Below are 26,758 nucleotides of genomic sequence, written 5' to 3' on the forward strand. Positions count from 1 at the left end.
CCAACGATTCTCTTTTCTATTATGCCCTAGATTGTTGCATATTTAAAAATTGACAACCTGTCTGAACAAAGGTATTTTCAAACTAACAAATACCTATTAAGGAGAAAAATGCATGACGACATTTACTTATGTTTCCTATATTCATACCTCTGCTGAAGAGCTTTGGAAGGCTTTAACTAGTAGTGCGTATACAGAAAAGTACTTTTTCGGAAGTGCCATCGAATCCGAATGGAAGGTAGGGGCAGAAGTTAAATACCTTCGAGAAGGAGAAACCGTAGACTATGGAAATATCATAACGTACGAGCCATACCATCAGCTTACGTATACATGGACCTCGATCATGGACAAGAATAAAGACAGACAAGAACCAACAAAAGTTACCTTTTTATTAAAACAAATGGGACAAGTTGTAAAGCTTACCTTAAAACACGAAAATTTACTTCCAGAAGATATAGTAGAAGAAGAGGATACATTCCAGGGATTTAATAATGGTTGGCCTGCGATCATCAGTAACCTTAAAACACTTCTAGAAACAGGAGATGTATTAGAACCTGTTCATGTATAGGAAAGAGGAGTCAGCATGTCTATTATTGAAAAGCTAAATATACCAAAATATCGTAATATGGTTGTCATCAATGAACCAGATGACTACCATATATTTAAAGAATATCCAACAACCTTAACAAGGCATCACGATGCCATCTTTATTTTCGTTCTGACACTTGATGAGATGATTGCTCATACAAGATATATTATCGAACATAACGATTTTTTAACCGAGAAAGGCTATCTATTCTTCGCTTATCCGAAAAAGGGCAATAAGCGTTATGAAACTTCCATCCATAGAGATGAGATTTTCCCGGCTTTACATGTCGACGAAGACGGTTATGTCGAAAATAGTGATGTCAAATTCTCACGGATGGTTAGTATGGATGACGTATTTACTGTTGTTGGGTTAAAACGTGAGAAAAGAAAAACAAAGAAATCTACTACAGCCAGTCAATCTGTTGCGGATTATGTTGGACTAGAAACGAATATCGAGGAATTACTTGCTTCCCATCCAGATCAACTCACATTTTATCAAAATCTAACTCCAGGTTATCGCAGGGATTGGGCACGATATATCTTTTCAGCAAAACAACAAAAGACTCGTGATAAACGAACAGAGCAAATGGTAAGCATACTATCCCAAGGCTATAAGACGATTGACTTATATCGGATGAAGAAAAAGTAAAAGCAAATGGCCCCACTGGTAATAAGTAGATCCGTTTTTATGGAGAAGATTAGAACATTGCTATGGGCTTCTGTGGTCGATACAAAATATGTATAACAGATAAGTGTATGTGGAATATTCTTTAACGAACAGAGAGGTTACTTCAAAGAAAGTAACCCTTTTTAATTTTTAAAGTAAAGAATTAAAGTTGCTTTTCAATAATATACATCGTTATAATTGGTACTAGATACTAATACCAACTTATAAAAGAGGTGACTAATTTGGTAGGAGCAAGAATAACAGCAATTGGTACGTATGTACCTGAAAAAAGGCTGACCAATTATGAGCTTGAGCAAATGGTTGAAACAAGCAATGAATGGATTATCGAAAGAACAGGAATTCACGAACGTAGAATTAGCCGTCCCGATGAATTCACAAGTGATTTATGTGAGGCTGCAGTAAAGGATTTAATGCATCGGTATGATAAAAATGTGGAAGATGTTGATATGATCATCGTTGCAACAAGTACCCCAGATTTTCCATTTCCATCTGTTTCAAGTATCGTACAAAACCGCTTAAATATTGCTCAAACAGGGGCCATTGATTTAAGTGCTGCTTGTGCAGGCTTTGTTTATGCATTGCATACAGCCCATAGCCTTATTGCTTCTGGACTTCATAAGAAGATACTTGTAATAGGGGCAGATACTCTCTCCAAAATTACCGATTATACGGATAGAAGTACATGTATTTTATTTGGTGACGGTGCTGGCGCCGTATTGGTAGAAAGGGACGAACAAGCGAAAAGTTTTATTGGATTCCATATGGGAAGTGACGGAAGTGGAGCACAAAATGTATACCGAACTGGTCTGTCTAAAAAAGTTAATGGGATTGAGTTAGTCGATACGCAATATCTCGTACAAAACGGCAGGGAAGTTTTTCGATGGGTTGTAAGAAATATTCCCAAAAGCGTACATCAAATTTTAGAAAAAACACAAACGAGTCTAGAGCAGGTTGATTGGTTTATCCCTCACAGTGCTAACTTACGGCTCATCGAACCGATTTGCGAAAAGCTAGGATATCCAATAGAAAAAACGCTTTATAGCTTGATCAATTTTGGAAATAGCTCTGCTGCAACAATTCCTTTAGCACTTGACCTAGGTATTCGTGATGGAAAAGTAAAAAATGGAGACCGAGTGCTTTTATACGGCTTCGGCTCTGGTTTGGTTCATGCTGGTCAATTGCTAGATATCGATTTAGACGAACAAGTAAATGAGCCAAGACCATTGTAGTAGAAAAAACTTATGAAACCATCTACTTGAGCGAATGGGGCAATAGTAAAAAAAAATGCTCAGATAAATGAATTTTATTTTTTAGAAATTTAATCGAAGCATTATGTTTCTCGTGAACAACCTTGTACGAACAGCTAATTTCAGCGCGTTTATTGAGGATACAGTGGGTTATTGTGTGATTAAAGAGGGAGTACGTATAAGAAACTAACTGTAGTATTAGACAGCTTATCCACGCTGAAGATTATATCCAGCCATTTATATTCCATATTTTTCAACAGGAACCATCATAGCATGATAACTCCTGTTGATTTTTTTATCTTTTGACACAGTCTACCTAAAAAGGAGAGGTGCTCTATGAGGAAATATGTTGCTATTTTAAAGGATAAAAAGAAAGGGGAACTAACAAAGGAATTATTACACAAACACGTTAGCCATTTACAGCGCTTGACTAAGGATAGGAGGCTATTTCTCTGCGGGCCCTTTAAGGATAATGATAGCGCAATGCAAATATTGATTTGTAAAACAATTGATGAGGCAATAAGGCTTGTTGAAAATGACCCATTTATCAAAGAGGGTTATTATGCTACATATGAAGTAAATGAGTTAATGGAAGCAAACGAGGATAATAATTGGTTGATGGATATACCAGTGACTGAAGAAAACGGAACAGTTGGAAATGAAGGTACTCTTCCAACAAACGAGTGAAATGTTAAACACTATTTCCTCTAATTATATTCTTAACCACCTTTTAGGAAAATAAGGTTTCAGAAGGAACAGTTGTAAGACTTCTAACGTCCTATTAGAAAGGGGATGTTAAAGTGAGGATACAAAGACTATTTTTCACTTCAATTGTAGTTGCTTTATTTACTATTAGTGGATGCTCTTTAAAAGGAGAGAAAAACAAAGGAACAGTAACAATAGATAACATTGATGCCGAAGAAGTATTAACATTAGAACCCGATGCTGATATATTTCAGTATGATGGAGTAATTTATAGGACTAACATTGACTGGGTGGAAGAATTATCTTTATCAAAAGGAGAACAAATCGGTGAAATAAAAGTACAAAATGATTCAAATACAGACTTTAAAGATGAAATGGCGAATAAGCTTCCAGTTGGCGCAAAGATTTTTGCCGTAAAGGAAAGAGGAGATATACTAATTGTCGAATCGGAAGGAAAAACACTAAAATACCTTGCGATTGTTGAAGGTTGATAACTTGTCCATTTTATCAAACGAATGCTTTCATTCCATCAAATGATTAACTGTATTACTAAATAAGAAAAGGAAGTCTAAAAGGAAATTTAGTAATACGTCGAATAAAAGGTGTTAGATCTACTTACAAGGTCTTTGAACCATTACTAAAGGAGCTGAAACAGCATGCCGCATGTTAAGAAGCTTTTATTAGATCAGTTTTTAGCAAATGCGAATGACCCAAGCTGGTATCTTCCATTTACCGAAGCAGTTGAAAACCTATCTGAGGAAGAAGCTTTTTGGAAGCCAACTGAAAATAGTCATAGTATTGCTGAGATTATACAGCATCTTATCTACTGGAATGAAACATGGCAAATAAGATTTAAAAAAGCGAATGTCTTAGCAGTAACCCCGATAGAAAATAATGATGAAAGCTTTGTTATCCCAAAGAATAGAAAGTTTACTGAATTAAGAGAGCAATTAGAAGTGGTGCTGTTACAATGGCAGAACCTGCTAACTGAGGAACAACTCGAAAGTGATGTAGTTGGATTCAGCTTATCGGCAAAATGGTATGAGGTACTCGGAAATGCTATTACACATAACGCCTATCATATCGGTCAAATCGTCTATATACGAAAGCTACAAGAAAACAGGGATACCAGGGGCAGATTATAATATTCTTTCATCCATTAAGAATGATGGATTGATAAAAAAACGCTTGGATTTGAACATCCCTAACCTTAGACAGTCCATAAACAGTTGGGTGCCGTTCTTTATCCAAGTGTTTTTGTATGCTATTTCCCACTCTCTTACAGCTTATAATCACCCGATTTTAAAAACACCTGGGAATGATGCAACTTTTTTAAGCATTTAGTACAACCTAAATATGAAATTTGACATATTATTAGAATTATAGTAAATTAGCTAATGTCGAACAATTGATTTTAACATTAAATAAAATATTCGTATTTAGGGGTGTAAGTTATGGAGAATGTATTTGATTACGAAGATATCCAATTAATTCCCGCAAAATGTATCGTTAATAGCCGTTCTGAATGTGATACGTCTGTTACATTCGGTGGGCGTAAATTTAAATTACCAGTCGTACCCGCAAATATGCAGACTATTATAGATGAAAAAATTGCTTTAACCTTAGCAGAAGACGGTTACTTTTATATCATGCATCGTTTTCAACCTGAAAAGCGAATCGATTTCGTTAAGGATATGCAGGAACGTGGATTATACGCGTCCATTAGTGTTGGTGTAAAAGAAGAAGAATATCGTTTTATTGAAGAGCTAAAAGAGCAAAATCTTACTCCAGAATACATCACAATAGACATTGCACACGGACATTCCAATGCAGTCATTAATATGATTCAACATATTAAGAAGCACTTACCTGAAAGCTTTGTTATAGCAGGTAATGTCGGTACTCCTGAAGCAGTACGTGAATTAGAAAATGCTGGGGCTGATGCTACGAAGGTTGGTATTGGACCTGGTAAGGTTTGTATTACAAAAATTAAAACTGGATTTGGTACAGGTGGCTGGCAATTAGCTGCACTTCGTTGGTGTGCAAAAGCTGCAAGCAAGCCAATTATTGCTGACGGTGGTATCCGCACACATGGTGATATTGCAAAATCTGTACGATTCGGGGCTTCCATGGTGATGATCGGTTCACTATTTGCTGGGCACGAGGAATCTCCTGGGGAAACCGTTGAAAAAGAAGGAAAATTATTTAAAGAGTACTTTGGTTCTGCATCTGAATTCCAAAAAGGGGAAAGAAAGAATGTAGAAGGAAAGAAAATGCTTGTTGAGCATCGAGGCTATTTAAAAGACACATTAATCGAAATGGAGCAAGACCTTCAATCATCGATCTCGTATGCAGGTGGAAATAAGCTAGATGCTATCCGCAATGTTGATTATGTAGTTGTGAAAAACTCTATTTTCAATGGCGACAAGGTTTATTAAAATACAAAAAGAAGAGGTGAGCATTTAGGTGCTCACCTCTTCTTTACATTAGTCTACCATTTTTTGAAGCTGGTGTAATTGGAAAGTCCGAACTGATCTTGGTAGGAAACGACGAATTTCATCCTCGTTATACCCAACTTGCAGACGCTTTTCGTCGATAATAATTGGTCTTCTTAACAGTCCTGGATTTTTCTGGATTAATTGATACAACTCTTTCATTGGAAGCTGTTCAATATCAACATCCATCTCCTTGAAAACCTTGGAACGTTCGGAAATGATTTCTTCTGTACCATCTTCTGTTAATCGTAATATACCTTTAATCTCATCGAAGGTTAACGGTTCCGAAAAGATATTACGTTCCTTGTAAGGAATGTTATTTTCTTGAAACCATGCTTTAGCCTTTCTGCAGGATGTACAACTAGGTGTAACGTATAAAGTTACCATGCAATTACTTCCTTTCTCTTTAGAAGAGATTTAAATAATCATCCACAGATAATTTCCTATGGTTCATCCTATGGAGACTTCTCCAATTCCCATATAAATCTATATCACTTTAATTAATTATCTTTAATTCAATATAATTTTATTACAGTTTTAAGGCAGTGTCAACCTGCCTTCCTTTACTCATATCAATTGTTTTCAATTACTATAACAACGAAAAACAAGCATTTGCCCATATTCTTCAGCAACTTCACATTCTCCACTAGTACAGGTCTAACAACTCTTATAGTAAAGCCCTATTGAAAAGTATACCCATAAGGCCCCCAATGTTATGCACGTTTATCTAGAATTGAAGCAAGAAAAATAAATAGTGCTTCATACCATTGTTATTTTATCAGAATAGTACGGAAAAATAATGAGAGGGAAGACCTATTTTATTTCTGAGTTTTTGTCTATTTTTAATGCTTTTATTGGACTTAATTGGGCTTTTTACCGAGTTTCGGTCTATTAGAGCACTTCTATTAGACTGAATTAGGCTTTCTTCTGAGTTTCAGTCTATTAGAGCACTTCTATTAGACTGAATTAGGCTTTCTGCTGGTTTTCGGTCTATTAGAGCAGTTCTATTAGACTGAATTTGGCTTTATTCTGAGTTTCAGTCTATTAGAGCAGTTCTATTAGACTGAATTTGGCTTTCTTCTGGGTTTCAGTCTATTAGAGCAGTTCTATTGGACTGAGTTGGGCTTTTTTGCTGGGTTTCAGTCTATTAGAGCACTTCTATTAGACTGAATTTGGCTTTCTTCTGGTTTTCGGTCTATTAGAGCAGTTCTATTAGACTGAATTAGGCTTTATTCTGAGTTTCAGTCTATTAGAGCAGTTCTATTAGACTGAATTTGGCTTTCTTCTGGGTTTCAGTCTATTAGAGCAGTTCTATTGGACTGAGTTGGGCTTTTTTGCTGGGTTTCAGTCTATTAGAGCACTTCTATTAGACTGAATTAGGCTTTCTTCTGAGTTTTGGTCTATTAGAGCACTTCTATTAGACTGAGTTAGGCTTTATTCTGAGTTTCGGTCTTTTAGAGCAGTTCTATTAGACTGAATTTGGCTTTCTTCTGAGTTTCTGTCTATTAGAGCATTTCTATTAGACTGAATTAGGCTTTCTTCTGAGTTTCTGTCTATTAGAGCATTTCTATTAGACCGAATTAGGCTTTTTGCTGGGTTTCAGTCTATTAGAGCAGTTCTATTAGACTGAATCATGCTCTTTGCTGGGTTTCTGTCTAATAGAAAGTGGAACCAAACATGATTTTCCTTTACTTTCCTGTATTTTCGTGCCTTCCACTTTCAAATATCTCTCATAACCGTTACAATACCAATAGGAATAATTTACTAACGTCTACGTGAGGTGCTTCTAGGGGGATATCATTGTGCGGCTTACAAGAAAAGAAATATTTTCTATACCAAATATCTTATCTTATATAAGACTAATACTCATTCCAATATTCGTGTTTATCTATATCACTGCAGAAAGTGCGCATGATTATTATGTTGCCGCTATTATTATCCTGTTTTCCGGGCTAACGGATATGCTCGATGGATTAATAGCGAGGAGATTCAATCAGATAACTGAGCTGGGCAAAACTGTTGATCCGGTAGCAGATAAACTTACACAAGCTGCCATTGTTGGTTGCTTAATGTTTCGCTACTACTATATGTGGGTATTGGTTGTATTACTAGTTATTAAAGAGCTTTTTATGGGTATTAATGGTCTGATTTTATTAAAGAGAGGCAAAAAATTGGATGGTGCCATGTGGTTTGGTAAAGTGTCAACTGCTGTATTTTATGCGGCTACATTCATCTTAATTGGCTTTCCAGAAATACATCCACATGCTGCTTCTATTCTTATGCTTATTACCGGTATATTTTTAGGGTTGGCATTCATCCTATACATTCCGGAGTTTATGAGACTTTATAGAAGAACATAGGAGGATATTTGATGGATACACACATGAAAAGAGCAATTGAACTAGCTATTCATAATGTTCAGGATGGTGGGCAGCCATTCGGAGCTGTACTAGTAAAAGGTAATGAAGTGATTTCAGAAGGGGTAAATGAGTTACATAAGAATTTCGATATTAGCGGTCATGCGGAATTGCTTGCGATAAGAAGAGCCCAGAAAAAATTAAATACGAACGATTTATCTGAATTCACTATGTATGCTAGTGGAGAACCATGCCCCATGTGCCTAGCTGCTATGTATTTTGTCGGGATTACAAAAATCTTTTACTGTCAATCTGTGGACGACGCTGAAGCTGTAGGATTGGGTAAATCTAAATTTATCTATGCGGAATTGAAGAAGGATAAACAGGAAATTTCGCTTGATATAAAACAAATCCCACTTACAGCGGAGCAACTAAATCCGATGGAGCTATGGAAGGATAAAGAAAACTAAATTTCATAATAGAGTTCGATACGTTTTAAGGGGACAGCATCTGTCCCCTTCCTTTATACCTCTATATCAACCGGTACCGATTCTTTGGCCTGCCTTTCTTTCCATACTGAGTAATTACCTCTACCTCACCTTTTCCCTCTAAATAGTTTAAGTACCGATGAACCGTCTGATAAGCGATTGGTAATGCGTCTTTGACTTCATCAATGGTGACCGCGTCCTCCTGATTTAATAAATGGCCTTTTATGGACATTAGTGTATCTGATTTTATTCCTTTATCAACAAATGCACTATGATGCTCTTTTGTTAGCTTACTTATTCTAAGGTTTAATCGAATTCTTGAGATTAAATCTGGCGCCTTAATTGGCTTTAAGGCAAAGTCGGTAGCCCCGGCCTCCATGAATGAATCAGCCACCTCCTGCCTTTCATCTACGGTTAAGACTATTATCGGTACATGCTGATCTCGCTTTCGGATTGTTTTTGTAGTGCTAATACCATCTCCATGAGGCAAATGATAATCCAGTAACACAAGATCAGGGCGCATTTGTTTAAACAGCTCTACAGCATCCTTGCCTGTTGCCGCTTCTAGTACATTCCACTCTGCATAATGACAAATTTCCTTTAACGTAAACCGAATATTTTCATCGTCATCCACGACTAAGATAGTTATACTCATCTACCTTTTCACCCTTTTCATATAATGGAAGTGTAATGTAAACCTGTGTATAGCTTCCAGGGGAACTATCCACTTGAATTGTTCCTTGATGGTTTTCTACAACTGTTTTCACGAAAGATAGTCCAATGCCAGATGAATTTCTCGTACTAAATCCATCCTCCCATATATCTTGCAGATGGGATGCTTCTATACCTGGACCATTATCAAGAAATTTAAATATAATACTTTCCTCTATTCTCGTAACATCAACAGTAATCTTCCCTGCTTTTCCAGCTAGTGAGGCGATAGCGTTTTCGAGAATGTTCGATACTGCTCTGGAAAATATTATTTTATTTACATAAATATTTGGTATATTATCTTCTATGCTTATATCGATTTCGATATTCTGTTCTGCTAGAATGAGGTGGCTTGTGACATACTCTAATAGCTCTTTTACAGAAATTGGTTGTTTAATATCTTCATATAATATTTCCGAGATCATATCATTCATTTTTTGAATCGATCCACCCATTCGATCTAGGTAGTTATCAATGGATGTTTCCGCCTTATGCTGTAATCGCATTTTGATTAAAGAGGATAAGCCTTCGATTGTCGAGAGTGGAGTCTTCAAATCATGCACCAATGAATTAACCTCTTCATATACCTTCGATTCTACTAACGCAATCCGTGCTGCCTTTAGTGCAGACTCACTTTCCTGTATTTTTTCCATCGCCATAATCTGTTTGTTCAATAAATGAACTAAAAAGGTCAACGTAATTGGAATAACCAAAAAAACAACAAACAGAATAGATGCTAATGTATTTAATAAATAGTTGTTTGATAAGTAGTGGTCAGTAATTTTAAGGCTAACTGCCATATCATCTGTGCCTAGCCCAAGCACTGATAGAGCTGGAATAAGCTGCACCCAGTTCATTGCCATTAAGACAAATAATAGAATGATAGAATAGATGACATAATAGTATTTTTGTTTGGGAATGTAGTTCTGTAAACATAGTAATATAGCTAATGTCAGTAAGTGACCAATATAGGAAAAGTTTTCCAGATGGAGATAGTTGTATATAGCTATCGTTACTAGAACTAAAACAGCGTAGAAATAAAGTCGATATGGATGGTCCTTTTTTACCAGCATGCCATCCGTAACAAGTATTGCCCCAAAAAATATAAAAAAGAAGATAAAGCAGTATTTAGTCATGTAGACAATCGAAGTAATGACCAATTTCCCTCCATCTTTTAGCAAGATACTTGCTTCAATATTTTCAATGACATAGGTTGTCCAGTCTTCTACAATATTTGGAAATAAAATGCCAATAATTAATAGAATTGTTCCAGATAATGTCTTGGTCGATATCTGATTATCATTTAAGCTCATATCATCATCCTTTTTCCACATACCCTTAACGATAAGCTGAATTAAAAGGAACCTCTATATCCATTATCTGATCAATGAGTGTTATTGGTATATGATGCTCCTTTACTATTGCATGTAGTTTATCCATTTTCTTCGTATGAGAGAAACCAATATAGTATGTACAATGGGGAATAACTTCTTCTAGCAGCTTCCAGGTCGTGGAATCATTACGAAGGGAACCAGAAAAATCAACTACGATGACAGAGATCCCATTAGCCTCTGCCTCCTGTACTAAGTGCTTAGAACGTGATAACTCCTCTTGGAAATTCCTCACAGTTTGAGCTAAGCCATTTTTGCTATAGCCAACTACAATGACTACACTCTTATATTCATACAAGTCCGTGTCCAGAGCACGTGGTCGATAATCCGCTTCTAAGTTAAGATTTTCTGCGATGGATTGCATAATCGCCCCTTCTACAGCTTGTCCCGCTGATGTAATCAAGATCCTTTCCTTTGCGATTGGTGCTGGTAAATTCGGGTATGTATTGATTTTAGAAGTGGTGGATCCTATAGAACTAGGAACAAGAATGAGTGCTAGACAAAAGCAAACAAAGGCTGGTAAAAACTTCCTCATGACTGCTCACCTCCAATTGTAATATGTGTTTCTAAGAAGCGTTCCACTGCTCTCTGGAGCATCACCTTACTAATCACAATTCATAGAAAAAAACTCTATTTTGGTAAATGACAAAAGGATAAAGCCATTAACTTTATCCTTAATAATACTATGGAATTACCAGAAATGTTACTATTCTTTCAATTTTGGGTCTAATGCATCACGTAGTCCATCTCCAAATAGGTTAAAGCCTAATACGAATAGAAAGATCGCTAGCCCTGGAAAGGCAACAACCCATGGAGCATGTTGAATAGCTGCACGACCATCACTAAGCATCGCTCCCCATTCTGGTGTCGGTGGTTGTGCACCTAGGCCTAAGAAACTAAGGCCAGCAGCATCTAAAATAGCTGTACCAATCCCTAATGTTGCTTGTACGATAATCGGTGCCATGCTATTAGGCAGTACATGCCCAAACAATATTCTGCCATGCTTTCCACCTATTGCCCTTGCTGCTTCAATGAACTCTGTTTCCTTTACAGATAACACTGCTGATCGTACAATCCTTGCAAATTGGGGTACTCCTACAATACCGACCGCAATCATCGCATTTCGTAAATTTGGACCAAGTACCGCTACTAGAGCTATTGCTAATAGAATACTAGGAAATGCCATCATGATATCAATAAAACGCATAACAATCTGGTCCACCCATTTACCAAAATAGCCAGCAACAGCTCCTAAGAACACACCAACTACCATTGAGATTCCAACAGCGATAAGTCCAATTTGGATTGAAATTCTAGTTCCAAACACGATTCTACTAAAAATATCCCGTCCCAATTCATCCGTTCCTAGTATATGTTCACTGGAGGGTGCTTGATATCGATTGGGAATACTTTGGACTGTTGGATCATGGGTGGCAATTAACGGCGCAAATAAAGCTGTAATCATCAAAATTAGGATAATTATTAAGCCAACAATGGAAGTCTTACTTCTCAAGAGCCGGAACAATGCTTCCATTCCGAGACTTCTTGATTTTGTAGATTTCACTTTTCCCTGCTCAACTTCTACATTTGGAATTGGTTCTATAGACATTGGCTGCACATCCTTTCTTCGTCTTTTACCGAAACAAATTCCATTAATCGTCAAACCTACTCATACTTTATTCTTGGATCTAGATACTTATATAGAATATCCGTAATTAAATTGACGAACACGAAGATAGCTGCAATTACTAAGATCGTACTCTGGACAACTGGATAATCTCGTCCAAGAACTGCTAGATAGACATACCGACCAACTCCCGGCCAGGAAAAAATGGATTCTGTAAGCACTGCACCTCCTAGCAATAACCCAAACTGTAGGCCAACAACTGTTAATACAGGTAAGGAGGCATTTTTTAAGGCATGTTGAAAGATAATAATCGTTTTACGTAAACCCTTTGCATTAGCAGTTCGAATATAATCTTGGCGCATTACTTCTAGCATGCTAGATCTCGTCATCCGAGCAATAATAGCCATCGGAATTGTTGCTAGTGCTATACCAGGCATTAACAAATGCAAAAACGCATCCTTTAAAGCTACCCAGTTTCCAGTAAGGATACTGTCTAATAAATAAAAATTCGTAATGGTGTTTAATTCAACCCCAGTTGTTAGGCGTCCACTTGGAGGGAGAATATTAAACGTAACGGAAAATATCCAAATCATCATTAGTCCTAGCCAAAAAATTGGTAAGGAAACACCGAATAGAGAAACCGTCATACTTATATTGTCAAACCACGAATATTGCTTAACTGCTGCTATAACACCTGCTAATACTCCAATAACAATGGCAATTACCATCGCGAATATCGCTAATTCTATTGTTGCTGGTAGCTTCTGAATCAATTCCACTCCAATACTTTCCTTTGATTGAATGGACTTTCCTAGATCACCTTGCAAAATATGTCCTAAAAACCTACCATATTGCACGACATACGGATCATTTAATCCGAGTTCATTGCGTAATGCTTCTAATTGAGCAGCAGTTGCCTTCTCACCTAATATGCTTCTTGCAGGATCTCCAGGTACTAAGTGAATGAGGGAAAAAGCAAGAATGGAGACTCCGATGAGCACGGGGATTAGCATGAGTAGTCTACTAGTAATGTATTTTAACATCGCTTTATTCCTCCGTTTTCCTTCAATAAAGATGTTGCCTCATAGGGAATATTTACCCTATGAGACAACAATTCTCTAATATCTATTTTTTAATATCTAGTAGATTGAATGGCTCACTTCCTGTTGGGTGTGGCACAAAGTCAACAACACTGCTTTTCGCTGCAAGCGGTGGTGTCGTGTGGGCAATTGGTACCCATGGAGCATCCTCATGGATTATTTCCTGTACCTTTAGATAAAGTTCCGTGCGCTTATCCTGATCCATTTCTACTTGTGCTGCTTTTAAAATGTCATGAACCTCATCACTTTTATAAAAAGCAATATTTCCTGCTGAACCTACAGTCGCATTATCCTTATCTAAAAGAACATATAGGAAGTTATCTGGATCACCGTTATCACCAGTCCAGCCTAAGAATGCCATGTCATGCTCACCGTTTTCTACTGTTGCTAAATGCGTATCCCAATCACTTTCAGTTATTTCCACATTAATATTTACTTCTTTTAGCATTTCTGCAATTGCTTGGGCAGCTAGCTTTGGCTGTGGCATATATGGTCTTGGATTAGAGAATGTGTGAAGGGTAATATCAAAACCATCTGCATAGCCAGCCTCTGCAAGCAAAGCCTTTGCTTTCTCAACATCATAAGCATAAGGCTCAATATCATCATTAAATCCCCACAATGATGGTGGAATTGGATTTTTAGCTTCCTTTCCAACACCCTCATATAATGCAATTAGTTCATCCTTATTAATTGCCATATTGATTGCTTGACGAACCAGTTTGTCTGACATAGGTCCACCTTTATCCATATTCATCGCCATATAGGAAACGTTCATCGAAGGTCTGCGAATAATTTGTAATGCATCATCACCCTCAGCGGTCGCAATATCCTGTGGGTTTAACCCTTCCATGATGTCAATTGTTCCAGCCTGTAATTCCATAAAACGAGCACCATTATCTGGAATCACACGGAATATAACCTTATCAATTTTTGCTACTTCACCAAAATAATCTTCATTTTTTGTAAGGGTAATGCTATCGTCTGGAACCCACTCCTTGAATACAAAAGGTCCTGTTCCAATAGGGTTTTTAAAATAATTATCCCCATGCTCTTCTATTGCATCTGGACTAGCAATTCCAAATGGTGGCATCGCTAATGTCTGTAAGAACGGTGCATTCGGTTCAGATAATGTAATTTGCACTTCATAATCTCCTGTAGCTTCTACCTTTTCAATAATTCCACCCATATCATCCTCAGAAGCCCCAAACATGTAACCGTAGTATGTAAATTCTGCCGAAGTAGTCCAGCGTTCAAAGTTATAAACTACATCCTCTGCGGTGAAGTCAGTGCCATCATGGAACTTAACATCATCTCGTAGCTGGAAGGTCCAAACTAAACCATCATCTGTAACATTCCACTCCGTTGCGAGTGCTGGTTTTACTTCCGTATTTTCTTCAACATAACGAACTAACGTATCATAAATCTGGTTTGTTACATAGATGGATTCACCATCTGTTACCTTTGATGGATCCAACTGAATCGAATCCGCACCACGTCCAAATACGAGTGTTTTTTCCCCGCCACCATTGTCCTTATTGTTTGACTTACTTGTGCTATCTCCACAAGCACTAAGGATCATGGCTACGATTATAAGTAACATAAACAAATATCGTTTCTTCAACTTTATTCCCCCTCATTTGTCATAATAATATTTATGAAACCTAGGATCATTTCATAAAAATCCTAGCTATTTCTAAAAAGCAGCTAGTAACCTATACGATTAAGTAAAATTCCCTTCTGTCACTACCTCTTTAGCAAAGTGACATGCTGCCATCTGACCACCTGTTGACACCAGCTTTAATTCTGGCTCCTGTACTCTACAAATATCCTCTGCAAAAGGGCATCTTGTATGGAATTTACAGCCTGCTGGTGGATTTGCTGGTGAAGGTAAATCTCCCTTTAAAATTATTCGTTCCTTTTCACGATGTGGATTCGTCTCAGGTACTGCTGATAGCAATGCTTGTGTATACGGATGCTTCGGATTACTATACACCTCACCTGCGTCGCCCAGCTCCACTATTTTCCCTAAATACATCACTGCAACCCTATCACTAATGTGATGAACGACACTTAAGTCATGTGCAATGAAGATATAGGTTAAGTTAAATTCAGCCTGTAATTCTTCCATAAGGTTGATAACCTGTGCCTGTATCGATACATCAAGTGCTGAAACTGGTTCATCACAAATGACAAGCTCAGGCTCGAGTGCAAGTGCTCTAGCAATTCCTATTCGTTGACGTTGTCCACCACTAAATTCATGTGGATAGCGCTGTTTATGGTATGAGCTTAGCCCTACAACATCTAATAAATAGTCAATTCGCTGTGTTACTTGCCCTTTTGGCATGCCAAAGATTTTAAGTGGTTCAGCAAGTGTCTGCTCAATCGTTTTTCGTGGATTTAATGAAGCATAGGGATCCTGGAAAATTATTTGCATTTCTCTTCGAAGCTTCCTTAATTGTTCCCCTCGATAATTCGTAATATTTTCTCCCTTAAACCAAATCTCGCCCTCTGTTGGCTCTAACAATTTTAGTGCCATCCTGCCTGCTGTAGACTTTCCACATCCACTTTCTCCTACTAATCCAAGCGTTTCCCCTGAACGAACGGACAGGGATATACCATCCACTGCCTTTAGTAAGGGCTTTTCCTTTGTGAAGAGCTTCTCACTTTTTAATGGAAAATGCTTTTTGATATTTTTCAGTTCTAATAATGCACTCATGTCGTTACCGCCTTCTTTGATTCTTCGTATAATAGACAGCGAACAAAATGGTTTTCGTCAATTTCTTGCAATGTAGGATCAATAGAGAGACAGCTATCCATTACATGCTTACATCTTGGAGCAAAGCTACAGCCCTTCGGTAAGTCACCTAGGTTCGGTGGTAGACCAGTAATTGGTATTAATTTTTCCTTATTTGGAGAAATTTTTGGGATAGAATTCATTAGCCCTAATGTATAGGGATGTTTTCCTTGATCAAAGAGCTTCTTCGTATCTGTAAATTCGGCTGGCTTACCAGCATACATAACCAATACACGATCACAGACCTCTGCTACTACTCCAAGATCATGAGTAATCATGATAATCGCCATATCTAGTTCCTTCTGCATTTTTTTAAAGAGCTCTAATATTTGAGCTTGTATCGTAACATCCAGTGCTGTCGTTGGTTCATCCGCAATTAATAAAGAAGGATTACAAGCAAGTGCCATTGCAATCATTACACGTTGTCTCATCCCACCACTAAATTCATGTGGGTAATTTTTAACACGCTTTGATGGGTCTGGGATACCAACAAGATTCAACAGTTCTATTGCTCGTTCCCTTGCTTGTTTTTTGGTCACCTTCTCGTGCGCTAGAACAGTTTCGACCATCTGTTTTTCCACACTAAATACTGGATTTAATGATGTCATTGGATCTTGAAATACCATCGAAATTTCTTTTCCACGGATTTGTCTCATTTGGTTTTCACTCTTTTTTAATAAGTCCTCTCCCTTAAAGAGGATTTCTCCGTCCACTATTCTTCCTGGTGGACTCGGAATCAACCCCAAAATAGACATCGCAGTAATACTCTTTCCCGATCCCGATTCTCCAACAATCCCTAAGGTTTCTCCTGGCTTCACATCAAAATTTACGCCATCAACAGCTCGGACCACTCCAGTCTTCGTAAAAAAGTGTGTATGTAAGTTTTTAACCTCAAGTAGTGGCTTTACAGATTCCATTTCAGCAACCTCCTTTGATGGCTTTTTCAATAAACTGATAAATCGGAATTATATATATTATACATATCATTTCATCAATTTATGTTTTTTCTCTTTTTTCTCGAAAAAAAAAACAAGCTATCAAAATAAGAAACTTCGATAACTTGTTTTTATCATAATTAGTTTTTAGCAGGAGGCAGCTCTATTCTACTTGTAGCTTTACTTCCTATTCTTTAACAGATAATCGTTTTTTAGCCGTTCGTATATTCGATGTTATCAAGCGATGATTTCTGGCTTTAGCTAGGCCATATATTGGCATATTCCCATACACAGATTCATAATTTCCTTTCGTCACAAAATATGTTTCGTGATAGATGCCAACAGCCTTATTATCACCTACTTTTTTATTAAATTCTCTCCAAGCAGTTACGTGTTTCTGCCCTTTAGCGTAAGCCAGCAAATCCTCAATCGATCTCCAATACGTAATTAAAAAAGTGGTTCGCAGGCCAAAAAAGCTCTCCATCGAAAGGAACCCTAGCTCCTCCTTATTCTCATATAGCTCCCGAATCATCGGTGGCATAGCCTTAAACACAGGGAACCATTTTCGAATGGCTAACCGGTTATTAATTCTCATACCTATAAGAAATACCACTATATCCTCATCATTATCTGTTGTATACCTTCCTGTGTACAGCTTCTTTCCCATCTAGATTCCTCCTCTCATACTAATTTTTTAATTGTATCCTCACACCATGCTATTTCTGCTGCTGTTATCCTTTTTCCATAATCTAATGTAAATAGCCAATACTGTGCATCAGCATTATCAAGTGAATGCTTATGTATGACAGACTCAATACCTCCATATGTGTTTAATTTTTCCTGTAATATCTCGTGATAATGCTGCAAACAGTTAATAGTTCGTTCCTTTTCCTGGTGTCTGCTAAAGAACAGCTTTAATAAAACCTCATTCTTATGAATTGGGATATCCTTCAAAGGTGATTTTAACCATTCTCGAAGCTCCTTCTCACCTTTTGATGTTAGAAGATATTCTTTCTTATCTGGCTTACCATCCTGCTTCGTATCCTGAACAGTTGCCAATCCCTCATCTACAAGTGTCTTTAATGTAGGATAGATTTGGCCATAGCTAATCTTCCAGAAATGGTTTAAGCTTCCATCAATCATTTGCTTAATTTGATATCCCGTTCTGCATTCAGTGGTCAGTAAGCCCAATATCGCGAACCTTGTATGATTATAATTTTTCTTCATCATTACACCTATCCTTTTGATATATATCTATATGATATATTATATAAATATTCCTGATTAGTCAATAATGTTCAAATTATTCATACAAAAATTAACCGCCTTATTTTTATTTACTTTTCTATTATTTGATTGTACTATTGCTTAGGGACACGAAATATTTTTATGGCAAACGACTGGATTTTCAAAGGACGGGGAAACAGCATGGGTGTATTCTTCCAAGAATGGTCTACACAATTTAAAACATATAATCAGAATATTAAGTTAGCAATTTGGGCCAATATCTTTTCACAAATTGGAATGGGCATGTTTATGGTCATTTATAATATCTATATCCAAGAGCTTGGCCTTAGTCACGAGGTTAATGGACAGGTAATTGCTCTTACCTCTCTTGCTACCGCTATTATTCTTGTTCCAGCTGGAATAATGAGTGATAAGCTTGGCAGAAAACGCGTAATGGTTTTTGGGGTACTACTTTCTGGAATGATTTTATTCCTGCGAAGTATCGTGGAGATGCAAACGCTTTTATTAATTACAGGATTTGCAACGGGGATTTTTACAGCCTTCCTACAGGTATCTTCTATCCCCTGGTTAGCAGAAAACTCTAAGCCGAAACAGCGGGTTCACCTATTTAGCCTTCATTCTGCAATTATGACCGCTGCCAATGTTATTGGTAGTTTATTAGGTGGTTTCCTAACTGACTTTTTCCATTTATTTACGACTGAGCTTAGTGCGATACGCTTCACATTAATTATTGGCAGTATCTTTTATATTCTAGCATTCTTCCCAATCGCAAAAATGGTTGAAAACAGAAAGGAAAAATTGCCGAAAAATAAAAAGATACCATTTCGCGAGTTTATACGTGCTAATAAATCGGGCTTCAAGGTCATTATTTTATTTGCAGTTGCGCAATTATTAATTGGTTTTGGTAGTGGACTTGTCATTCCCTATTTAAATCTATACTTTGCGGATCGATTTCTAGCATCTAATTCCATCATTGGGTTAATCATCTCTTTAGGGCAGGCAGCAACTGCTGTCGCAATGTTTATCGGACCTTTAGTGGTAAGAAAGGTAGGAGAGGTTCGAGCAGTTGTTTATCTCCAATTAGCATCACTACCCTTCCTGCTGCTTACCGCTTATACAGAAAGTTTATTGTTAGCTAGTATTGGATTTCTATTTAGGCAGGCTCTCATGAATGCTGGTAACCCAATTCAATCCTCTTTAATGATGTCAAAAGTAAATGACTCTGTTAAAGGGCTGGCTAATTCGATAAATCAAATGGTATTTCAGTTAGGTTGGGCATTTATGGGACCAGTATCTACAGCCATTGTCCTAAAATATGGTACATATTGGGGCTACGCAAATGTCTTTACGATAACTGCAGGGTTATATTTAATTGGATCCTTGTATTTCTTAATCGTATTCCGTTCACTTCAATCAACGGATGAAGAATAGGGACTATAAATCAGTCCCTATTCTTCATAGTTTAATTGTTATTTCAGTCCCATCAGATTCTTTAATATCGATTAGGGTTATCCCACGATAATTTTGAAATTCTTTGATAGTGGTTTTAATTAGTGGTTTAATAAATTGGTTATTTAGCGTGGAAGGTATTCGTGATGAGGTCTTGTCATTGTCACGATGAGTCATCAGTTGCTTCCAAACAAATTTGGAGAAAATGATGGAAACTGCGAAATGTAATGCAAAATAAGGAACTGGAATAATTAGCTTCATAGACCCTTCCGTCTTGATCTTTATTTTTACCATTGTTGCACCTTATTCAACATATACGTCAATTTTGTCGCCATTATTTGTTGAAATATCCACAATACTTCCTTCTAGCTCCTGATCAATTGCTGCTAAAATTAAATCTACATCCAAATCCTTCACATATTTTTCTACTTCTGGAATACTAGAGGCAATACCATGACCGGCTCGAAGCAATACTTGGAAAAGCCTAATCGGCAGGTTTACATTGACCTGATCATTTTCTTCCGATTTAATACGTATTTTTAAGGTTTTATCTAAATAACTAGTAGATTTTGCTGTTGAACCACTTTCTTCCTTTTCTTTTAATAAAGAAATTAACTCTGTTGCCTTTTCTGCGTCAATTTTTCCCTCTTCCATCATTCTAATGACCTTCGCAATTTCTTCTTTCATTTTCCTTTCCCCCTATTCTTTTAATAATTTTATAGCTTCATCAGGAGTAATCTCTCCCTTTTCGAGCATACTGACAATTTTACTTTCATCCATCGCTTTCTTTTGTTCGGAATCATGACCGAGAGCTTTAATGACCTCATTAAGCTTTCCTCTTACTGTTGGATAGGAGATTCCTAGCTCTTTTTCAACTTCCTTTATATTCCCTCTGCTAACTAAAAAAATCTCAATAAATTCAAGTTGTTCCTGTGTTAACAGAGCAAACTTTGGCAGCGAAAACTTATTTTCAATTACTGTATGACAATGGTCACACTGTAATTGAGTAACGGTTAGATGATGTTGACAAATAGGACAGTTCGTTAATACAGGATATGTCATAGTAAATTCCTTTCCTTATTTTAGTTATAATTATATACATTATTTTAAATATGTAAATAAATAAATTAAAAATATTTATTTTTTAATAAAAAATTATTTAATAATTAAACCACAAATCTAAATTTATTAATTTGAAATCAATTCACTTAAACAAATCTCCTCATCATTAATCATTTAGAGATTAATTTCACAATGCCTTAACAATCAATTAATAAATCGTTGGTAAAATTAGCTATATAACATACGCTTGTGGAGGTACGAATTTGATTATTAAAAGGATAAAGAATAATGCCCACAAAGGTAGTAGTTTAAAAAAACGTTTACTAGTACTATTTATCGCTTTACTGACCATTTCTATTATCGTTACGGGCTTAAGCTCCTATTCCATTGCCCGTGATACTACTATTCATTCTATTGAAAGCAGGTTAATACGTGAAACAGAGCTTATGAGTTACATAGCCGACAGTTTAAAGTTCTTGTATATTAGTGATGATGATTATTTTATGCAGCAGCTAGAATTAAACGTCCACAAGCAAAAAGAAAAGCTTGCTATGGACGGGATTACCTCAGATTATTTTTATATCATAGATCAAGAGATTGTTCCCTTCCAAATAAGTAAGAATAACCTACCAACTATACCAGGTTCCTTCATCTCAAAAATAGCAGAGTCGGAAAGGGGAACATTGCATCAGGATATAAATGGAAATGATTACACATTTACCTTTGTAGAAATGGAAGAAATTGGTGGTACATTTGTTTTAATTGTCCCTACAGCATCCTATATGGGGAGCGTTCACACAATGGCCTATCTAATGATTGTCATCATGATAATTAGTATTTTCATTGCAACCATCACTATCTTATTCGTCGTACGCGGCATTTCACAGCCATTACATGTTCTACGAGAAAAAATGCGAGCTGTTCGAGATGGAGACCTTCGGGAAGATTCCAGTTGCATCAAAACGAATATACCAGAGATAGCTTCGTTGCATAAAAGCTATCAAGTTATGATGGAATATTTGCGCTCATTGTTCCATCAGATTACCGAAATTACAACTCATTTAGAAAAAACGGGGCACGAACTGCAATATGCATCAAATGGCACACTAGCTTCTAGCAGAGATTTAATTACTGCCATACATAACGTTAAAATAGGTGCCGAACAAACCGCTAGTAGCTCTGAGGGAAGTGCTAACTCTTTTCAGTTGATGAAGGAAAATATTGTTCAACTAATAGCTCGTATGGAAGCCATTTTTCAAAATGCACAAGATATGACTTCTTCTGCACGTCAAAGTGATAAAAATATGACTGAATTAATACATATGCTTGCTTCCTTTAGGGATGATTTTGCACAGTTAACCACATCCATTAACGATATAGATGATTATTCCAAGTCGATACATCAGTTTGCCGGATTAATTCAAGGTATTGCTGAACAGACAAAGCTCTTATCATTAAATGCAACAATTGAGGCAGCACATGCGGGGGAATCTGGAAAAGGATTTGCAGTGGTTGCTCGTGAAGTAGGAAAACTTGCCGAACAATCATCAATTGCTGCAGACAAGATTACTACTTCCATTAAAAATATGGATGTGATTTCGAAAACTGCGGTAGATGCGTTCCATAAAATCCTCCACAAAACCAATAAGACGATGGATCAGTCAACAGAAGCAAAACAAGAGGTGGACAATCTATTACAAGAGATATATATGCTTAGTGAAGGGCTACAAGATGTACAAGGGGAGTTAAAGCAACTGGAGCTATATTTACCTCCTTTAGAAACGGAGACGTTACGCTTCCAATCCATCTCACAGGAAACCTTAGCAAGCGCTGAGGAAATGCTAGCTAGCAGTAAAAATCAAATAAATCAAGTAGAGAACACACATCGTATTGGTTTACAGCTAATCGACATATCTAAAAAGCTTACCGACAGCACAAAACAATTTACAATCCAATAGAAAAGAGGATGTTTCGTGATGAAACATCCTCTAGCTTATATAGAAAGGGAGATTTAGAGATTCACAAGCTTATCCAAATCGGCCAGATATATAATCCTCTGTACGCTTATCATATGGTTTAGTAAAAATAGTATCCGTATCATTAAATTCTATTACTTCACCATCTAAAAAGAAGGCAGTTCTATCCGAGATTCGTGCAGCCTGTTGCATATTATGCGTAACAATGATAATTGAATAGTTTCTCTTGAGCTCTTGAACAAGGTCCTCAATCTTCAATGTCGACTTCGGATCTAGTGCAGATGTTGGTTCATCCATAAGAATAACGTCCGGCTCGATGGCAAGTGTACGAGCAATACATAAACGCTGCTGTTGTCCACCCGATAGACCATAGGCATTTTCCTTCAATCGATCCTTTACCTCATCCCAAATATATGCACCACGAAGGCTTTTTTCCACTATTTCATCAAGAATTTTTTTATTCCGAATCCCATGGATTCTTGGCCCATAAGCAATATTGTCATAAATGGACTTCGGAAAAGGGTTTGGCTTTTGAAAGACCATACCGACATGTGTCCTTAAATCCTCCACCTTAAAGGCCTTATCCAAAATACTTTTACCCTTATACGTGATAACTCCAGTCGTTCGTACACTAGGAACTAATTCTACCATTCGATTTAATGTCTTTAGATAGGTTGATTTTCCACATCCTGATGGACCTATAATCGCTGTAACCTCTTTTTCATGTATCGTCAGGTTAATCTCCTTTAATGCATGTGTTTCGCCATACCAAAGATTTAAATCCTTCGTATCAAATACAATACCATTAACAGTAGAAGTTGAAATGACTGCATTGGATTGATTTTTTGCCATACTTACATTCTCCTTAACGGTTGCCAGACTCAATTTATGTTCCTCCCTCGTTTAATAACGTTGTTGGAATTTGTTTCGAATAAAAATTGCTACAGAATTTAACAGGAATAATAGAATCAATAAGACTACAATAGTTGCTGCAGCTAAATTTGCGTATTCAGTCACTAATGAAGAGTCAAGTGTCCAATAATAAATTTGCATTGGTAAAGCAGTAAATTTATCAAATATCCCCTCTGGAAAAGGAATAATTAATGCTGGAATTCCAATAACAGTAAGTGGGGCTGTCTCCCCAATTGCTCGTGATAGTGCTAAAATTGCACCGGTTAATATACCAGGTAAAGCGGCTGGCAGGATTATATTTTTTATGGTTTGCCATTTGGTAGCACCCATACCATACGATGCCTCACTAAGATAGCTTGGAACTGCACGAATTGCTTCCTGAGCTGCCACAATAACAATTGGAAGCACTAAAAGAGAAAGGGTTAATCCACCAGCTAATACGATATTTCCCATCTTCATTGCCCGTACAAATATCGTTAATCCCAAGATTCCATAGACAATAGATGGAACACCTGCAAGATTAGCTATATTTGTCTGGATAAAGGATTGTAATCGCCCCTTTCTTGCGTATAGTTCTAAATAAATAGCAGTACCAATACCTAGAATGAGCGTGACAGGGGCAACAACCACCATCATCCATAAGGTACCGAGTATGGCACCCATTATTCCTGCGCGCTCTGGGTCATGAGATTGTCTTCCCGTTAAAAAGCTCCAATCAATCCAGCCGATTCCGTCCACAACAACACGATAAATTAAGACAGCAAGTACAATAAGACCAAATAATGTCGCAAGGAAGAACAAGCCTTTCGCTGACTTATTTTTGACAATCCTTCCATTCATCCTTCTTGATACTTGAGTTGGATCCAAATACCTCATTTTAGTATTCCTCCCTAAATTTACGAGAGACAAATCTTGCAAGTAAATTCATCAAAAGTGTAAATACGAATAGCGTCATTGCTACTGCATATAACGAATAATAAATGGTTGATCCAGCTGCTGCTTCCCCACCCGATACCTCTACAATATAAGCCGTCATAGTTTGCATCGATTCGGCAATATCAAAGGTGAAGTTTTTCGAGCTTCCACTAGCGATCGTAACAATCATTGTTTCACCAATTGCTCGTGAAACGCCAAGTACAAAGGATGCGATAATTCCCGATAAAGCTGCTGGAATGACAACCTTAAAAGTAGTTTCAAGCTTCGTTGCTCCTAAACCTAATGCGCCTTCACGAATCGAATTGGGAACAGAGGTCATTGCATCCTCTGATAACGAAGCAATCATTGGGATAATCATAATTCCCATTACAATACCTGGGCTCAAAATATTAGTAGCCTCTACCTCTGGCCATATGGAACGAATCAATGGGGTAACAAATGTAAAAGCAAAAAAGCCATAGACAATGGTAGGAATACCGGCAAGTAGCTCCAGTAATGGCTTTAACACTCTTCGAACCCTATCTGATGCATATTCGCTCAAATATATTGCTGCCATTATACCAATCGGTCCAGCTACGAGCATGGCAATGATAGATGATATGATTGTGCCATTAATTAGTGGTAATACACCAAATTGAGGATTTTGGCTTAACGGTTTTAACACAGTCCCCGTAAAGAAATCCCATATAGGAACTCGCTTAAAAAATTCAATTGTTTCTGCAAGTAATGTTACTACAATCCCCACAGTTGTCAGAATCGATATAATAGCAAACAAGAAGAGTAGAATTGGAATTACCTTCTCCAATTTTCCTTGAATACTCTTTGATTGTTTATTTTTCTGTATCATTCCTTTAACATCTGCAGCATGGTTAAATTCACTATTAGCTGCCATTGGACAAGGCACTCCTTCCGAGTCTTATAGTCAACAATAAGATGAGAGCCTGTTAGAACTCTCATCTTATTGCATAAGGGGGCTAAACAATATGCCTTATTTTTATTGAAGAGCCTTTAGCTCGTCAACTAGTGAACTAGCTTCTGCCTCAGGGATTGGAGCAAACCCAGTTTCCCCGGCAAATTTATTTGTGTTTTCCATGACATAGATTGCATAGTCTAATACTTCTGGCTTTTCTTTTGCATGATTTACATTTAAATAAGTGAATACTGGTCGAGTAAATCCTGCATAATCGCCATCCTCTGCAATCGTATCGAGAGATGGTTGAACAGCACCTGCGCCAAAGTCAATTCCTACTGCTTTAACTTTGTCTTTATTGCTGTCATAATATCCAAAACCAAAGAAGCCAATTGCATTTTTATCTTCTGAAACTAGTGTTACGAGTGTTGAATATTCTTGTTGTAGATTAATATCGCTAACTAGGTCTTGCTCTTCTAAAATGTTTTCATAAAAGAATTCATACGTACCATGGTTTTCATTTGGACCATACGTTTGAATCTTTTCCTTTGGCCAATCAGCATTAATATCTGACCAATTTGTATACTCACCAAGGAAAATACCTTTGACCTGATCAACGGTTAATTCTTTTGCCCAATCGTTATCCTGGTTTACCACGATAGTTAAACCGTCAAGTGCCACTTTTAATTCCTTAACTTCTATACCAAGCTCATCTGCTTTTGCTTTTTCTTCATCCTTTATTAAACGAGATGCGTCGTTAAAGTTCGTCCCATTCTCTTGTAAGAATTTTTCAAATCCTGCAGAAGTCCCTGCACGACTAACTTCGACTGACACCCCCGGTTGCTCGTTCACCATATATTCCTCTGCTAATCGGGACATTAAAGGAAAAACTGTTCCAGATCCATCAATAACAACACTACCCTCTAATTCTTCTGAACCTTCACTTCCCTTAGAAGTGTTTTCGGATTGATTTTTATTCCCGGAGCTGTTCTCTTCTTTGTCGCTCCCACATGCTGCTAGTATAATGGCTAGCGCTGCTACAAATAGGAACATCACAAACTTTTTGAATCTCATCAAAATTGTCCTCCCCAACGTTCAATTTGTGTTTTTCTGAAGGGCTATCCCTCTTACAGCTTTAAGTA

The 26,758-nt window shown here is 37.1% G+C and carries 29 protein-coding genes; 11 read left to right on the forward strand and 18 right to left on the reverse strand.

Annotation, left to right across the window (positions count from 1 at the left end; all coding sequences use genetic code 11):
• The first annotated feature begins 112 nt into the window (after positions 1-112).
• The 7 genes from HNR27_RS12590 (at position 113) to guaC (ending at position 5,663) form a co-directional block, all read left to right on the forward strand.
• On the forward strand, positions 113-565 hold the full coding sequence (locus tag HNR27_RS12590) for an SRPBCC family protein (protein ID WP_212920168.1): 453 nt from the start codon (positions 113-115) through the stop codon (positions 563-565).
• 15 nt (positions 566-580) lie between these two features.
• Positions 581-1,234 (forward strand): YdeI/OmpD-associated family protein, encoded by a 654-nt coding sequence (locus HNR27_RS12595; protein WP_429339983.1) that lies wholly within the window; start codon positions 581-583, stop codon positions 1,232-1,234.
• A 260-nt stretch (positions 1,235-1,494) separates the two neighbouring features.
• Entirely contained in the window at positions 1,495-2,502 is a 1,008-nt protein-coding gene (locus HNR27_RS12600) for a ketoacyl-ACP synthase III (RefSeq protein ID WP_429339984.1), read from the forward strand.
• Positions 2,503-2,856: 354 nt separating this feature from the next.
• Positions 2,857-3,207 carry a YciI family protein gene (locus tag HNR27_RS12605; protein WP_429339985.1) on the forward strand — a complete coding sequence of 117 codons (351 nt, stop codon included), beginning with the start codon at positions 2,857-2,859 and terminating at the stop codon, positions 3,205-3,207.
• Positions 3,208-3,320: 113 nt separating this feature from the next.
• Positions 3,321-3,716 carry a hypothetical protein gene (locus tag HNR27_RS12610; RefSeq protein WP_429339986.1) on the forward strand — a complete coding sequence of 132 codons (396 nt, stop codon included), beginning with the start codon at positions 3,321-3,323 and terminating at the stop codon, positions 3,714-3,716.
• A gap of 165 nt (positions 3,717-3,881) precedes the next feature.
• A complete protein-coding gene (locus HNR27_RS12615) occupies positions 3,882-4,370 on the forward strand; it encodes a DinB family protein (protein ID WP_429339987.1) in 489 nt (162 codons plus the stop codon).
• A 309-nt stretch (positions 4,371-4,679) separates the two neighbouring features.
• The gene (gene guaC / locus HNR27_RS12620) at positions 4,680-5,663 is read left to right on the forward strand and encodes a GMP reductase (RefSeq protein WP_212920162.1); all 984 of its coding nucleotides are present in this window, start codon (positions 4,680-4,682) and stop codon (positions 5,661-5,663) included.
• A 48-nt stretch (positions 5,664-5,711) separates the two neighbouring features.
• On the opposite strand, the gene spxA is transcribed toward guaC, so the two are convergent.
• Positions 5,712-6,107 (reverse strand): transcriptional regulator SpxA, encoded by a 396-nt coding sequence (gene spxA, locus HNR27_RS12625; protein ID WP_212920161.1) that lies wholly within the window; start codon positions 6,105-6,107, stop codon positions 5,712-5,714.
• 1,415 nt (positions 6,108-7,522) lie between these two features.
• On the opposite strand from spxA, the gene HNR27_RS12630 reads away from it, so the two are divergent.
• The gene (locus tag HNR27_RS12630) at positions 7,523-8,080 is read left to right on the forward strand and encodes a CDP-alcohol phosphatidyltransferase family protein (RefSeq protein WP_212920160.1); all 558 of its coding nucleotides are present in this window, start codon (positions 7,523-7,525) and stop codon (positions 8,078-8,080) included.
• A gap of 11 nt (positions 8,081-8,091) precedes the next feature.
• Entirely contained in the window at positions 8,092-8,547 is a 456-nt protein-coding gene (locus HNR27_RS12635; protein ID WP_429339988.1) for a nucleoside deaminase, read from the forward strand.
• A gap of 61 nt (positions 8,548-8,608) precedes the next feature.
• Here the strand turns inward: HNR27_RS12635 and HNR27_RS12640 are convergent, their stop codons facing one another.
• The 10 genes from HNR27_RS12640 to HNR27_RS12685 form a co-directional block, all read right to left on the reverse strand.
• Positions 8,609-9,220, reverse strand: coding sequence for a response regulator (locus tag HNR27_RS12640; RefSeq protein WP_429339989.1), 612 nt, complete (start codon positions 9,218-9,220; stop codon positions 8,609-8,611).
• Positions 9,192-10,589 (reverse strand): sensor histidine kinase, encoded by a 1,398-nt coding sequence (locus HNR27_RS12645; protein ID WP_429339990.1) that lies wholly within the window; start codon positions 10,587-10,589, stop codon positions 9,192-9,194. Before HNR27_RS12645 ends, HNR27_RS12640 begins: the two co-directional genes overlap by 29 nt.
• Positions 10,590-10,614: 25 nt before the next feature.
• Entirely contained in the window at positions 10,615-11,202 is a 588-nt protein-coding gene (locus HNR27_RS12650) for a DUF6305 family protein (RefSeq protein ID WP_429339991.1), read from the reverse strand.
• Positions 11,203-11,373: 171 nt separating this feature from the next.
• Positions 11,374-12,276, reverse strand: a complete 903-nt coding sequence (gene nikC, locus HNR27_RS12655) for a nickel transporter permease (protein WP_212920155.1) — start codon at positions 12,274-12,276, stop codon at positions 11,374-11,376.
• A 56-nt stretch (positions 12,277-12,332) separates the two neighbouring features.
• Positions 12,333-13,337, reverse strand: coding sequence for an ABC transporter permease (locus HNR27_RS12660; RefSeq protein WP_212920154.1), 1,005 nt, complete (start codon positions 13,335-13,337; stop codon positions 12,333-12,335).
• Between the two features lie 82 nt (positions 13,338-13,419).
• Positions 13,420-15,015 (reverse strand): ABC transporter substrate-binding protein, encoded by a 1,596-nt coding sequence (locus HNR27_RS12665; RefSeq protein ID WP_429339992.1) that lies wholly within the window; start codon positions 15,013-15,015, stop codon positions 13,420-13,422.
• Positions 15,016-15,114: 99 nt separating this feature from the next.
• Positions 15,115-16,110, reverse strand: coding sequence for an ABC transporter ATP-binding protein (locus tag HNR27_RS12670; RefSeq protein ID WP_212920153.1), 996 nt, complete (start codon positions 16,108-16,110; stop codon positions 15,115-15,117).
• Positions 16,107-17,105, reverse strand: a complete 999-nt coding sequence (locus HNR27_RS12675) for an ABC transporter ATP-binding protein (RefSeq protein ID WP_429339993.1) — start codon at positions 17,103-17,105, stop codon at positions 16,107-16,109. Before HNR27_RS12675 ends, HNR27_RS12670 begins: the two co-directional genes overlap by 4 nt.
• Before the next feature lie 205 nt (positions 17,106-17,310).
• Entirely contained in the window at positions 17,311-17,790 is a 480-nt protein-coding gene (locus tag HNR27_RS12680; protein ID WP_429339994.1) for a DUF4188 domain-containing protein, read from the reverse strand.
• Positions 17,791-17,804: 14 nt separating this feature from the next.
• Positions 17,805-18,350: a PadR family transcriptional regulator gene (locus HNR27_RS12685; RefSeq protein ID WP_429340113.1), complete on the reverse strand. Its 546-nt coding sequence runs from the start codon at positions 18,348-18,350 to the stop codon at positions 17,805-17,807.
• Positions 18,351-18,551: 201 nt separating this feature from the next.
• Between HNR27_RS12685 and HNR27_RS12690 the strand changes: the two genes are divergently transcribed.
• Positions 18,552-19,802, forward strand: a complete 1,251-nt coding sequence (locus tag HNR27_RS12690; protein WP_429339995.1) for an MFS transporter — start codon at positions 18,552-18,554, stop codon at positions 19,800-19,802.
• 24 nt (positions 19,803-19,826) lie between these two features.
• Here the strand turns inward: HNR27_RS12690 and HNR27_RS12695 are convergent, their stop codons facing one another.
• The 3 genes from HNR27_RS12695 to HNR27_RS12705 are packed head-to-tail and all read right to left on the reverse strand — an operon-like array spanning position 19,827 to position 20,882.
• The gene (locus tag HNR27_RS12695) at positions 19,827-20,114 is read right to left on the reverse strand and encodes a hypothetical protein (RefSeq protein ID WP_429339996.1); all 288 of its coding nucleotides are present in this window, start codon (positions 20,112-20,114) and stop codon (positions 19,827-19,829) included.
• Between the two features lie 9 nt (positions 20,115-20,123).
• Positions 20,124-20,507 (reverse strand): hypothetical protein, encoded by a 384-nt coding sequence (locus HNR27_RS12700; RefSeq protein WP_429339997.1) that lies wholly within the window; start codon positions 20,505-20,507, stop codon positions 20,124-20,126.
• A gap of 12 nt (positions 20,508-20,519) precedes the next feature.
• Positions 20,520-20,882, reverse strand: coding sequence for a DUF2089 domain-containing protein (locus HNR27_RS12705; protein ID WP_429339998.1), 363 nt, complete (start codon positions 20,880-20,882; stop codon positions 20,520-20,522).
• A 263-nt stretch (positions 20,883-21,145) separates the two neighbouring features.
• Between HNR27_RS12705 and HNR27_RS12710 the strand changes: the two genes are divergently transcribed.
• Positions 21,146-22,840, forward strand: a complete 1,695-nt coding sequence (locus HNR27_RS12710) for a methyl-accepting chemotaxis protein (RefSeq protein ID WP_429339999.1) — start codon at positions 21,146-21,148, stop codon at positions 22,838-22,840.
• Between the two features lie 69 nt (positions 22,841-22,909).
• Here the strand turns inward: HNR27_RS12710 and pstB are convergent, their stop codons facing one another.
• The 4 genes from pstB to HNR27_RS12730 all read right to left on the reverse strand — a co-directional run bounded on the left by pstB (position 22,910) and on the right by HNR27_RS12730 (position 26,690).
• The gene (gene pstB / locus HNR27_RS12715; RefSeq protein ID WP_429340000.1) at positions 22,910-23,710 is read right to left on the reverse strand and encodes a phosphate ABC transporter ATP-binding protein PstB; all 801 of its coding nucleotides are present in this window, start codon (positions 23,708-23,710) and stop codon (positions 22,910-22,912) included.
• Between the two features lie 51 nt (positions 23,711-23,761).
• Positions 23,762-24,646, reverse strand: coding sequence for a phosphate ABC transporter permease PstA (gene pstA / locus HNR27_RS12720; RefSeq protein ID WP_212920146.1), 885 nt, complete (start codon positions 24,644-24,646; stop codon positions 23,762-23,764).
• 1 nt (position 24,647) lies between these two features.
• Positions 24,648-25,598, reverse strand: coding sequence for a phosphate ABC transporter permease subunit PstC (gene pstC, locus HNR27_RS12725; RefSeq protein WP_429340001.1), 951 nt, complete (start codon positions 25,596-25,598; stop codon positions 24,648-24,650).
• Between the two features lie 102 nt (positions 25,599-25,700).
• Positions 25,701-26,690 (reverse strand): PstS family phosphate ABC transporter substrate-binding protein, encoded by a 990-nt coding sequence (locus HNR27_RS12730; RefSeq protein ID WP_429340002.1) that lies wholly within the window; start codon positions 26,688-26,690, stop codon positions 25,701-25,703.
• Positions 26,691-26,758: the final 68 nt, after the last annotated feature.

The sequence above is a fragment of the Ornithinibacillus bavariensis genome (assembly GCF_050433565.1).
In the GTDB taxonomy this organism is placed as follows: Bacteria; Bacillota; Bacilli; order Bacillales; family Amphibacillaceae; genus Ornithinibacillus; species Ornithinibacillus bavariensis.